Source organism: Amycolatopsis sp. GA6-003, assembly GCF_046267895.1.
In the GTDB taxonomy this organism is placed as follows: Bacteria; Actinomycetota; Actinomycetes; order Mycobacteriales; family Pseudonocardiaceae; genus Amycolatopsis.
Window position 1 is genome coordinate 9,335,048 of record NZ_CP176499.1, and the last position, 11,810, is coordinate 9,346,857.

General features: G+C 70.5%; 11 protein-coding genes. 8 read left to right on the top strand and 3 right to left on the bottom strand.

The features are described 5' to 3' along the window. The first annotated feature begins 2 nt into the window (after positions 1 to 2). The 6 genes from ruvB to F9C12_RS42190 all read left to right on the top strand — a co-directional run bounded on the left by ruvB (position 3) and on the right by F9C12_RS42190 (position 8,017). Complete coding sequence (ruvB, locus tag F9C12_RS42165; RefSeq protein WP_409179892.1) at positions 3 to 1,091, top strand: Holliday junction branch migration DNA helicase RuvB; 1,089 nt, start codon at positions 3 to 5, stop codon at positions 1,089 to 1,091. Positions 1,092 to 1,209: 118 nt separating this feature from the next. Then, on the top strand, positions 1,210 to 1,641 hold the full coding sequence (gene yajC / locus F9C12_RS42170; RefSeq protein WP_409464191.1) for a preprotein translocase subunit YajC: 432 nt from the start codon (positions 1,210 to 1,212) through the stop codon (positions 1,639 to 1,641). A gap of 218 nt (positions 1,642 to 1,859) precedes the next feature. Further along, a complete protein-coding gene (gene secD / locus F9C12_RS42175; protein ID WP_409464192.1) occupies positions 1,860 to 3,590 on the top strand; it encodes a protein translocase subunit SecD in 1,731 nt (576 codons plus the stop codon). 1 nt (position 3,591) lies between these two features. Beyond that, positions 3,592 to 4,842: a protein translocase subunit SecF gene (gene secF, locus F9C12_RS42180; protein WP_409464193.1), complete on the top strand. Its 1,251-nt coding sequence runs from the start codon at positions 3,592 to 3,594 to the stop codon at positions 4,840 to 4,842. A 5-nt stretch (positions 4,843 to 4,847) separates the two neighbouring features. Further along, on the top strand, positions 4,848 to 5,366 hold the full coding sequence (locus F9C12_RS42185; RefSeq protein ID WP_409464194.1) for an adenine phosphoribosyltransferase: 519 nt from the start codon (positions 4,848 to 4,850) through the stop codon (positions 5,364 to 5,366). 311 nt (positions 5,367 to 5,677) lie between these two features. Further along, positions 5,678 to 8,017, top strand: a complete 2,340-nt coding sequence (locus F9C12_RS42190; RefSeq protein ID WP_409179897.1) for a RelA/SpoT family protein — start codon at positions 5,678 to 5,680, stop codon at positions 8,015 to 8,017. Between the two features lies 1 nt (position 8,018). Here the strand turns inward: F9C12_RS42190 and F9C12_RS42195 are convergent, their stop codons facing one another. Together F9C12_RS42195 and F9C12_RS42200 are read right to left on the bottom strand one after the other, a co-directional pair. Next, positions 8,019 to 8,420: a DUF1304 domain-containing protein gene (locus F9C12_RS42195; protein WP_409179898.1), complete on the bottom strand. Its 402-nt coding sequence runs from the start codon at positions 8,418 to 8,420 to the stop codon at positions 8,019 to 8,021. After that, positions 8,417 to 8,866 carry a cupin domain-containing protein gene (locus F9C12_RS42200; RefSeq protein WP_409464195.1) on the bottom strand — a complete coding sequence of 150 codons (450 nt, stop codon included), beginning with the start codon at positions 8,864 to 8,866 and terminating at the stop codon, positions 8,417 to 8,419. Before F9C12_RS42200 ends, F9C12_RS42195 begins: the two co-directional genes overlap by 4 nt. An 88-nt stretch (positions 8,867 to 8,954) precedes the next feature. On the opposite strand from F9C12_RS42200, the gene F9C12_RS42205 reads away from it, so the two are divergent. Both F9C12_RS42205 and F9C12_RS42210 read left to right on the top strand, forming a co-directional pair. Continuing rightward, positions 8,955 to 9,977 carry a LuxR C-terminal-related transcriptional regulator gene (locus F9C12_RS42205; RefSeq protein WP_409179900.1) on the top strand — a complete coding sequence of 341 codons (1,023 nt, stop codon included), beginning with the start codon at positions 8,955 to 8,957 and terminating at the stop codon, positions 9,975 to 9,977. Positions 9,978 to 10,032: 55 nt separating this feature from the next. Then, positions 10,033 to 10,812 carry an enoyl-CoA hydratase/isomerase family protein gene (locus F9C12_RS42210; RefSeq protein WP_409464196.1) on the top strand — a complete coding sequence of 260 codons (780 nt, stop codon included), beginning with the start codon at positions 10,033 to 10,035 and terminating at the stop codon, positions 10,810 to 10,812. A 212-nt stretch (positions 10,813 to 11,024) separates the two neighbouring features. Here the strand turns inward: F9C12_RS42210 and F9C12_RS42215 are convergent, their stop codons facing one another. Then, positions 11,025 to 11,810: an aminotransferase class IV gene (locus F9C12_RS42215; RefSeq protein ID WP_409464197.1), complete on the bottom strand. Its 786-nt coding sequence runs from the start codon at positions 11,808 to 11,810 to the stop codon at positions 11,025 to 11,027.

Below are 11,810 nucleotides of genomic sequence, written 5' to 3' on the forward strand. Positions count from 1 at the left end.
CGATGAACCACGAAGTGACCGAGTTCGACACCGGCGGGTACGAGCCGGGCGACGAAACGCTGTCCGCGCTCGCGCAGACCGGCGAACGCGACCTGGAAACGTCGCTCCGGCCCCGGAAACTCGACGAGTTCGTCGGCCAGGAACGCGTCCGCGAGCAGCTGGAGCTGGTGCTGGAGAGCGCCCGGCGGCGCGACGTGCCGCCGGACCACGTGCTGCTGTCCGGCCCGCCCGGCCTCGGCAAGACGAGCATGGCGATGATCGTCGCCGCCGAGCTGGGCGCGGCCATCCGGATCACCTCCGGGCCCGCCCTGGAGCGCGCGGGCGACCTGGCCGCGATGCTGTCCAACCTCGCGCCCGGCGACGTCCTGTTCATCGACGAGATCCACCGGATCGCCCGGCCCGCCGAGGAAATGCTGTACCTGGCGATGGAGGACTTCCGGGTCGACGTGGTGGTCGGCAAGGGGCCCGGCGCGACCAGCATCCCGCTGGAGATCGCCCCGTTCACGCTGGTCGGGGCCACCACCCGGTCCGGTTCGCTGACCGGGCCGCTGCGCGACCGGTTCGGCTTCACCGGACAGATGGAGTTCTACTCCGCGGCCGAGCTGGAACTGGTCGTCCGCCGCGCGGCGACGATCCTCGGCATCGAGATCGACCGCGACGGCTGCGCCGAGATCGCCGGCCGGTCGCGCGGCACGCCGCGGATCGCGAACCGGCTGCTGCGCCGGGTCCGCGACTACGCCGAGGTGCGCGCCGACGGCAAGGTGACGCTGGAGGTCGCGCAGGCCGCGCTGAAGGTCTACGACGTCGACGAGCTGGGCCTGGACCGGCTGGACCGGGCCGTGCTCGGCGCGCTGACCCGGTCGTTCGGCGGGGGGCCGGTGGGCATTTCGACGCTCGCGGTCGCCGTCGGCGAGGAGGCCACCACGGTCGAGGAGGTGTGCGAGCCCTACCTGGTCCGGGCCGGTATGCTCGCCCGCACTCCGCGCGGCCGGGTCGCGACCGCGGCCGCGTGGCAGCACCTCGGACTCGTGCCGCCCCCGGAGGCGGGACGGTCCGAGCAGGGCGGTCCCACGCTGTTCGACCAGGCCTGACAAGGGCGGACAGCGGCCCGGGTGGTGGCGTTTCCGCCGGTACCTGGCACACTCGAACACAGCACATCCGTCGAAACCGGACGCGGGCAGCCGAGAAAGGCGTCCGTCGAGGAGAGTCATGAACCAGTTACTGCTGCCGTTGCTGCTGCTGCTCGTGGTGGCCGTGCCGCTCGTCATGGGCACCCGCAAGCAGAAGAAGCAGCAGGCGGCTCAGCAGGAGATGCAGAACAGCATCGCCCCGGGCGACCGCGTGATGACCACGTCGGGCCTGTACGGCACCGTCGCCGACACGAGCAGCGAAACTACGATCGACATCGAGATCGCGCCGGGCGTCGTCACCACCTGGCTGCGCCTCGCGGTGCGCGAGAAGGTCGAGCCGGTCGTCGAGACCGAGGAGAACGAGGACCCGGCCGAGACCGCGGCCCTCGAGCAGGCCCCGGAGACCGCCGCGACCTCGTCGGAGGCCCCGGCCCAGGAGTCGATCTCCGCCGAGGAGAAGCAGACCTCCGGTGCGCAGGTGGCGCCCCCGCTCGAGCACGGGAAGAAGTAGCCTCCGCGCTTCACCGGGCAGTGATCCGCCCACAGCCTACGAAAGTCGGTACGGGCGAACGCCGGGCTCACGCAGCACCGAGTACTGTCTCGGTGCTGCGTGCGTGTCCGCCGTCATAGTTCACGCCCAGCCGCGTCCGGGGGACCCCCTTCCGGCTCGCGCACCCGAACCACTTGGGGTCCATCCAGTCCGTGCCAGTTCGAGGAGACCGAAGCACAGTGGCACCATCGGCCGGGCATCTCCGCCCGGGACGCTATCTCGCCTTCTTCGCCCTGATCGTGGTCGTGCTGTACGCCTTGGTGTTCTTCACCGGCAGCGGCAAAGCGACGCCGAAACTCGGCATCGACCTGCAGGGCGGCACCCGGGTCACGCTCACCGCGCGCACGCCCGACGGCGGCCAGCCCACCCGCGATTCGCTGAACCAGGCGCGCCAGATCATCGAGACCCGCGTCAACGGGATCGGCGTCGGCGGCACCGAGGTGGTGCTCGACGGCAACAACATCGTGATCACCGTGCCGGGCGAGCAGGGCGACGAGGCGAAGAACCTGGGCCGGACCGCCAAGCTCGGGATCCGCGAGGTGATCACCTCGGTCCCGAACGCCCCGGCCGCGCCGCCGTCGGCTCCCGCTTCCGGAGCCCCGGGCGCCTCCGGGACCCCGAGCGCGCCGGCGACCGCGCCGAGCAAGCCGGGCGGCGGCGGGGGAGCGGAAGGCGCGTCGGCGCAGCAGCCGCCGAGCACGACGCCCTCGGCCCCGGCCAGCGGCCAGAACGCGGGCAAGAACCCGATCGAGGAAGCCCGCGCCGTGCGCCAGGCTCCCGCGCTGATGCCGAAGGACCCGAAGAACCAGCAGGAGGCCGCCGCCGCGCAGGCCGCGCAGCAGAAGGCGCTCGCCGCGCTCACCTGCGCGCCGAACGCCGCGGACCCGCTGGAGGGCAACGACCTGCCCAACCAGCCGCTGGTCACCTGCGGCGACAAGGACACCACCAAGTACGTGCTCGGCCCGGAGATCATCCCCGGCACCGAGATCGCGAACGCCAACTCCGGCTACGACCAGCAGCGCGGCCAGTGGATCGTCGACCTGAGCTTCAAGAGCGCGGGCGGCAAGACCTGGGGCGACTTCACGTCGGCCAACATCGGCAAGCAGGCGGCGTTCGTGCTCGACACGGACGTGGTGTCCGCGCCGACCGTGCAGAACGCCATCCTCGGCGGCAACACGCAGATCACCGGCAAGTTCACCCAGACCGACGCGAAGAACCTGGCGGACATCCTCAAGTACGGCTCGCTGCCGCTGTCGTTCGATTCGTCCGACGCCACTACGGTGTCCGCGACGCTCGGCTACGCCTCGCTGCAGGCCGGCCTGATCGCCGGCGCGATCGGTCTCGCCGTCGTGTTCGTCTACTGCCTGTTCTACTACCGGCTGCTCGGCATCCTCACGATCTGGTCGCTGGTGCTGTCCGGCCTGCTCGTGTACGCGGTGCTGGTGCTGCTCGGCCGCTGGATCGGGTACACGCTCGACCTCGCGGGCGTCGCCGGCCTGATCATCGCGATCGGCATCACCGCGGACTCGTTCGTCATCTACTTCGAACGCCTGAAGGACGAGATCCGGGAGGGCCGGACGTTCCGGTCCGCGGTGCCGCGCGGCTGGGCGCGGGCGAGGCGCACGATCCTGGCCTCGGACGCGGTCAGCTTCCTCGCCGCCGCGATCCTGTACGTCATCGCGGTCGGCGACGTGCAGGGCTTCGCGTTCACCCTCGGCATGTCGACGGTGCTCGACCTGGTGGTCGTCTACCTGGTCACGCATCCGCTCGTGGCGATGGTGTCGACCTCGAAGTCGAAGTTCCTGTCCAATCCCCGGAATCTCGGCCTCGGCGCCGTCCAGAAGCTCGGCTCGCAGCGCAAGTCCACGCGCCCCGCTCCCGGCCGTCGCGCGAACGTGAAGGAGGCCTGACGTGAGCGACGAAACCGCAGGCGTCACCTCGGACAGCCCCGAAGGCTCGAACAGCCCGGGCGGCACCGGCAGCACCGCGAGCGCGGCGGCCAAGCCGGCCAAGAAGGAGAGCTTCTTCCACCGGCTCTACGTCGGCACCGGCGCGGTCGACATCGTCGGCGCGCGCAAGCGCTGGTATATCTTCTTCTCGCTGCTGCTCCTGGTGTGCATCGGCTCGATGATCTTCCGCGGCTTCAACGTGGGCATCGAGTTCGAGGGCGGCACGCAGATCCAGCTGCCCGCGCACGGCACGCACGGCCAGATCACCCAGGACCAGGTGATCAAGTCGTTCAACGCCGCGCTGGGCGAGGCTCCGGCGGAGACCCAGACGGTCGGCACCGGCAACGCCTCGACCATCCAGACCCGCTCCGAGACGCTGACCGCCGACCAGGTGGCGAAGGTCAAGAAGCAGATCTTCGAGGACCTGGGCCCGATCGGCAGCAACGGCAAGTCGAGCGAGCAGGCGATCAGCGACAGCGCGGTGAGCGCGTCGTGGGGCGACGAGATCTCGCGCCAGGCCCTGATCGCGCTCGCCGTGTTCCTGGTCGCCGTCGTGATCTTCCTGGCGATCTACTTCGACACCCGGATGGCGTTCGCGGCGCTCGTCTCGCTGCTGCACGACATCGTGGTGACCGCGGGCGTGTACTCGCTCGTGGGCTTCGAGGTCACGCCCGCGACGGTGATCGGCCTGCTCACGATCCTCGGGTTCTCGCTGTACGACACCGTGGTGGTGTTCGACAAGGTCCGGGAGAACACCCGCGGCCTGCTCGGCCTGTCGCGGCGCACGTACGCGGAGGCGGCGAACCTGGCGCTGAACCAGACCCTGATGCGGTCGTTCAACACCGCGTTCATCGCCCTGCTGCCGATCCTGGGCCTGCTGATCGTCGGCTACCTCCTGCTCGGCTCGGGCACGCTGCAGGACCTGGCGCTGGTGCAGCTCACCGGCACGTTGGTCGGCGTCCTGTCGTCGGTCGCGCTGGCGACGCCGCTGCTGGTCGACTTCAAGATGCGCGACCCGCAGTACCGCCAGCAGGCCGAACGCGTGGCGGCCCGCCGGGCGAAGGCCGCGAAGCGCGAGGCGGACGACGACTTCGACGCGAACGACGAGGACCAGCTGGCTGCCGAACTCCGCAAGGAAAAGGCAATGGCCGCCGCGGCGGGCGTCCCGGCACGGCACCCGAAGCAGCGCCCGTCGGGGAAGAAGAAGCGCTGACCCCGATGAAGCTCGACGAGGCACTGGACCTGATCGCCGAGGTCCCGGACTTCCCTGAGCCAGGCGTCCTGTTCCGCGACCTGAGCCCGTTGTTCGCCGACGGCCCCGGCTTCGCCGAAGTCGCCGACGCCCTGGCGGACACCCTCGACCCGGCCGCCGACCTGGTGGCCGGAGTCGAGGCCCGCGGCTTCCTGCTGGCCGCGGCAGTCGGCTACTCCCGGGGCATGGGCGTGGTGCTGGTCCGCAAACCCGGCAAGCTCCCGTCCGTAGCAGGCCGAGTGGACTACGCGCTCGAGTACGGCACCGCAAGCGTCGAACTCCCAGCAGGCGTAGTAAAAACCGGCCAGCGAATCGCGATCATGGACGACGTCCTGGCCACCGGCGGCACAGTGGCGGCAACCGCGAAACTCCTGGAAGACGCAGGCGCCACAGTCACCGGAATTTCGGTAGTGCTGGAACTGGAAGCCCTGAACGGCCGCTCCGCCCTGGACGCCCGCCCCGTCCACGCACTCCGCACCGTCTGAACGTTCCGTGCTGGTTCCCAGCACGTCCCTAAAACCGCACCGCTGCACCCAAAGAGCGAGGCACCCAGCCCCTGCCCCAACCCCGATACGAAGCCGCCCTGCGGTTCGGGGGTGCTTGTCAAGGCATCTTTCCCGCCTTGACAAGCACCCCCGAACCGTCAGCACAATGAAAATTCGGGGTGCCCCACGCAACCACCCGGGCGCAATGTCGCCGCCAGGCGACGAGCCGCAACGGCACGTCACCGCTCTCCCGCCCAGACCAACCGGTTACCCTGAAGGTTCGAGGCCGCACGAAGCAGCTGGAGGTGCGGGTGAGCCAAGAGCTCGACGCCAATGTCCCCGCGAAGGGCGGCGCGACCGCCGCGGATGCCGGGGTCCGGGCCAACGGAGCCGCGCCCAACCCCTCCGCGACCCGCCGCGTCCGCGCGCGCCTGGCCCGCCGCATCACCGCCCAGCGAGCGGCCCCGGTCAAGCAGGTCCTGGAACCCCTGGCCGTCATCCACCGCGAACTCCACCCGAACTCCGACCTCGGCCAGCTCCAACGCGCCTACGACGTAGCCGAAGAACTTCACCGCGAACAACGCCGCAAGTCCGGCGACCCGTACATCACCCACCCCCTCGCGGTCGCCACCATCCTCGCCGAACTGGGCATGGACACCACCACCCTCGTCGCAGCCCTCCTGCACGACACGGTGGAGGACACCGGCTACTCCCTGGAACAGCTGAAGGCCGATTTCGGCGACAAGGTCGGCGAACTGGTCGACGGCGTCACGAAGCTGGACAAGGTCAAACTAGGCACCTCAGCCGAAGCGGAGACCATCCGCAAAATGGTGATCGCGATGGCGAAGGACCCGCGCGTCCTGGTCATCAAGCTCGCCGACCGGCTGCACAACATGCGCACGATGCGCTTCCTGCCGCCGGAAAAGCAGGCCCGCAAGGCGCGCGAGACGCTCGAGGTGCTCGCCCCGCTGGCGCACCGGCTCGGCATGGCCACGGTGAAGTGGGAGCTGGAAGACCTCGCGTTCGCGATCCTGCAGCCGAAGAAGTACGACGAGATCGTGCGGCTGGTCGCCGACCGCGCGCCCTCGCGCGACACCTACCTGCGCAAGGTGATCGCGGACCTGACGAACAACCTGGTGTCGTCGCGGATCACCGCCAAGGTCGAGGGACGGCCGAAGCACTATTACTCGATCCACCAGAAGATGATCGTCCGCGGCCGCGACCTGGACGACATCCACGACCTGGTCGGCGTGCGGATCCTGGTCGAGGACGTGCGCGACTGCTACGCCGCGATGGGCGTGGTGCACGCGCTGTGGCAGCCGGTCCCGGGGCGGTTCAAGGACTACATCGCGCAGCCGCGGTTCGGCGTGTACCAGTCGCTGCACACCACGGTGATCGGGCCGGACGGCAAACCGCTCGAGGTGCAGATCCGCACCTACGACATGCACCGCACCGCCGAGTACGGCATCGCCGCGCACTGGCGGTACAAGGAAACCAAGGGCACGCACGCCAGCAACAACGCGATGGAGCTCGACGAAATCGCGTGGATGCGGCAGCTGCTCGACTGGCAGCGCGAGGCCGCGGACCCGGGCGATTTCCTCGAATCGCTGCGCTACGAACTGGCCGCGCGCGAGATCTTCGTGTTCACGCCGAAGGGCGACGTGATCACGCTGCCCGCGGATTCGACGCCGGTGGACTTCGCGTACGCGGTGCACACCGAGGTCGGCCACCGCTGCATCGGCGCGCGCGTGAACGGCCGGCTGGTCGCGCTCGAGCGGAAGCTCGAGAACGGCGAGGTCGTCGAGATCTTCACGTCCAAGGCGGAAAGCGCCGGGCCGAGCCGCGACTGGCTGCAGTTCGCCGGTTCGCCGAAGGCGCGGGCGAAGATCCGGCAGTGGTTCGCGAAGGAACGCCGCGACGAGGCGATCGACGCGGGCAAGGAAGCCATCACCAAGGAGATCCGCAAGGTCGGGTTGCCGATCCAGCGGCTCGTGTCGGCGGAGTCGATGGGCTCGGTGGCCACGGAATTGCGGCATGGCGACATCTCGTCGCTGTACGCGGCCGTCGGCGAGGGCCACACCAGCGCGAAGCACGTGGTGCAGCGGCTGGTCGCGTTGATCGGCGGCGTCGAGGAGGCCGAGGAGGAGCTGGCCGAACGGGCCACGCCGTCCACGGTCACGCGCCGCCGCGGCTCGAACGACGTCGGCGTCATCGTGAAGGGCGCGAGCGACGTCTGGGCGAAGCTGGCGCGCTGCTGCACGCCGGTGCCGGGCGACGAGATCCTCGGCTTCGTGACGCGCGGCGGCGGCGTGAGCGTGCACCGGACGGACTGCACGAACGCCGACGACCTGCGGACCCAGCCGGAGCGGCTGGTCGAGGTGGAGTGGGCGCCGTCGTCGTCCTCGGTGTTCCTGGTGGCGATCCAGGTCGAGGCGCTCGACCGGCACCGGCTGCTGTCCGACGTCACGAAGGTGCTGGCCGACGAGAAGGTCAACATCCTGTCCGCCTCGGTCACGACCTCGCGGGACCGGGTGGCGGTGAGCCGGTTCTCGTTCGAGATGGGCGACCCGAAGCACCTCGGGCACGTGCTCAAGGTCGTGCGCGGGGTCGAGGGCGTGTACGACGTGTACCGGGTGACTTCGGCTTCGTAGGTCAGAACGCCGTCGCGACCAGCGCGGCCAGCGGCGGGAGTGCTTGGGCGAGCGCCCCGGCACGTCCCGCGCCGCGCGGGCGGCTGAGCGCGAGCAGGTCGGACACGCCGAGCGCGATCCCGGCGAGCGTCATGAACGCGCAGCTGTAGAGCACGAGCACGCGTCCGGCCGCGGCCTCGCCGGTGTGCAGCAGCACCAGGCCGGTCACCGGTCCGCCGGCGAGGAACAGGTTGTACCAGCCGACGTTGAACGACCAGAGCCGGGTGGCGGGCAGGTTCTCGGAGGGGATCCGGAAGATGCCCGCGTGCACGCCCGGCCGTTCGAACAGCAGCACTTCCCACGCGAAAGCCAGCAGGTGCACCAGAACGGCGATCCCGGCGAGAACCTGCGCCGCGACGTTCACGCCGCTGGCTCTTCGAACGAGACCCCGTGCCGGGCGGCGATTTCGCCGAGCAGCGGCACCGCTTCCGGCCACGGGGCGTGGGACGGGACGGTGGCGTCGATTTCGCGGAAGAACCGGCCCATCGCGTCGTCCGGGGTGAGCACGAGGAATTTCGCGTGCGGGGTGTGCACGGCGAAGGTGTTGGGGGTGCCCGCCGGGATGTGCACGAAGGAACCCGGGCCGAGGTCGTGCAGTTCCCCGGCGAGGCAGACGGTGATGCGGCCGCAGAGGACGTAGAAGCCCTTCGTCCACGGGTCGGCGTGCGGCGGGACGGCGGGGCCGCGCGAAGCGTCGATCTCGAACAGCTCGTAGCCGCCGGTGTCGGCGGACGACGCTTTCACCGTCGCGATCGCGTCTTTCGTGTCCAGTTCCGGGCCTTCGCCCGAGGTGCTGAGGTGAATGGTCATGCCGCCGAAGGTAGGAACGCGGCGAGGGCGGAGCCATCCCGGAAATCAGGGATACCGGCGCCGGACGAGCGGGCGCATACTTCGTCGGGTGTGGGAAGGCCGAGCGCAGAGCGTGCGGCGGGAGCTGGCGGCTCTCGCCACGGCCGGTTGCGGCGTCGCCGAGCTGCACGCCGCGGCCATCGAACTGGTCGACCGGATCGTGCCCACGGAGCTGACCTGCTGGGCGTCCCTGGATCCGGATACGGCCGTGATCAGCTCGATGACCAGCGGCCGGGCCCGGATCCCGGGGGAGTACGAGCCGTTGCTGGCGACGTATGAGTACGACGGCGCGGAGCCGCACACCTTCGCACAGCTCGCCCGGCGTTCGGTGCCGGTCGCGCGGCTTTCCGACCTGCCGCGCCGCGAACGTGAGCGCAGCGGCCGGTGGGCGCAGGTGTGGCGGCCGCTCGGGTTGGAGAGCGAGCTGCGCGTCGGGTTTCGCGCGGACGGCGTTTGCTGGGCTGCGGCGGGTCTGGTGCGCCGTGGCGAGTTCAGCGACCGCGAGGTGGAGTTCCTGACCTCGATCGGGCCGACCTTGGCTGCTGCTACCCGGGTGGCGGCGCTGGCGCGGGGCGTGGCTCCGGAGGCGGAGCCGGCGATTGTCGTGGTCGGTCCGGACGGCCGCCGTCGCGGGGCGACCGAGGGGGTCGGCGCGTGGGAGTCCGAATTGGACTCGATTGCCGACGGCCGGTTCGCGGTGCTGCTGCGCGCGGTCGCGGTGGGGGCGCAAGCGGCGGCGAGCGGAACGTTCCGGGCGCGGGTCCGCGACGCGCGCGGCGGCTGGATTGTGTTGCAGGCCAGCCGATTGGTCTCGGACGACGACGCCCGCGACATCGTCGTGACGATCCGCCGCGCCACCGGCGGGGAACTGCTCGACGTGCTGCTCGCGGCCTACCGGCTGACCGCGCGCGAACGCGACGTGTGCCGGGAAGTCCTCTCTGGACTGTCCACTTCGGACATCGCGGCGCGGCTGGGGATCTCGGCGAACACGGTGCAGGACCACCTGAAGTCGGTGTTCGGCAAGGTCGGCGTGCGCAGCCGGGGCGAGCTGACCGCCCGGCTGTCCGGGTAGGCCGGTGATCTGTCCCACAGCGGAATTGCCGGGGGCGCGCATTAGGGTGCTGGGCATGACGGACGGACTCGAGTTCACCCGCGAAGGCGCCGTGGCCCGGCTGACGTTCTCGCGCCCGGAAAAGATGAACGCGATCACCCACGGCATGTGGGCGGCGATCCCGGGCGTGGCGGCCGAGGTCGAGGCCGATCCCGAGCTGAAGGTGCTCGTGCTGACCGGAGCCGGCCGGCATTTCTCCGCGGGCGCGGACATCGGCGAGTTCCGCGAGCTGCGCTCGACCGCCGAGGCCGCCGCGAAGTACGACGAGGCGGTGGACCGCGCGGTGGCGGCGCTGACCGCGCTGCGCAAGCCGACGGTCGCGATGGTCCAGGGCAACTGCATCGGCGGCGGCTGCCAGATCTCGGTCGCCTGCGATTTCCGCTTCGCCGCCGACGACGCGCGCTTCGGCATCACCCCGGCCAAACTCGGCATCGTCTACCACTTCGCCTCGACGCGGCAGCTGGTCTCGCTGGTCGGCCCGGCGCACGCCAAGTACTTCCTGCTGTCCGGCGAACTCGTCGACGCGACCCGGGCGCGCGAGATCGGGCTGGTCAACGACGTCTTCCCGGCCGCGGACCTGGAATCGGCGACCGCCCGGTTCGCCGAGACGCTGTGCACGCGTTCGCAGGCCTCTATCCGCGGGATGAACCGGATCATCGAGAAGATCGTGGCGGGCCAGGAGAAGACCGACGACGAGGTGGAGGAGATCCGGCTCGCCGCGCTGCACGGGGAGGACTACGCGGAGGGCGTGGACGCGTTCCTGAACCGGCGCGCGCCGGAGTTCACCTACCGCTGACCGGCGTGCTCACCCAGCCGACGGCACGGCGAGACCCGGCCCGGCGGCGCTGACAAGCCAGGATCCGGAGTTGTTCCGGACGATCGACCACGCCGATTTCGATCGGTCGCGGCCGGTCTTCCGGCGGGCGGATCGTGAAGGTCTGCCCGGCGCTCGTGAAAGGCGCGCCGAGCGTGATGCCTGGGCGGAACACCGCAGGCCCTGACGCTGCGTCAGATCTCGTCCCAGGGCGCGGCTTCGTACGCCTCGGTCAGCAGTTTCGTCGCGACGGGGGAGGTGCGCAGCGGCACGTCGTCCACGGAGGCGACCAGGCGGCCGACGGTCGCGGAGTTGGTGACGAACATGGCGTCGAATTCCGGAAGCTCCGCCGGGTACACCGGCCGGGTTTCCTGCGGCACTCCGGCCGCGCGCAGTTGTTCCTCCAGCACGAGGTACGTGATCCCCGGCAGCACCTCGGCTTCCGGCCACACGATCGTCCCGCCGCGCAGGAAGCCGACGTTCCAGATCGTCGCCTCGCTGATCCGGCCGTCGGCGGCGAGGAACACGGCGTCGTCGTAGCCGGCGAGGGCGGCGGCGCGCGAATGGTAGGCGAGGCCGAAGCTGCCGAGATGCTTCACGTGTGGCAGATCCCGTTGGTACGCAACGGATCGCAGCCGCATCGGCGTGGCCGCGCGGGCGGCGGGCGGCGCGGTGCGGACGAGGATCTCGGGCGTCATCGCGGGCTCGTGCGGCGAGGAGCGAGAAAAAACGATCACCCGCACCGACAGCGCGCCCTGCCCGGCGACGAGCCGCCGGACGTAGCGGCGGACCAGGTCGGTGTCCAGTTCGCTGCCGAACACCTCGCGGGTGCTCGCCGCGAGCCGGTCGAGGTGGAAGCGGAGGCCGCGGACCCGTCCGTCGCGGACCTGCATCGCGGTGAAATGGCCGTAGCTGGTCGCCGCGGCGGCGAGATCGGCGGCGCCCGGAGCGGCGCCGCCGATCTCGACTCGCACCGTCAC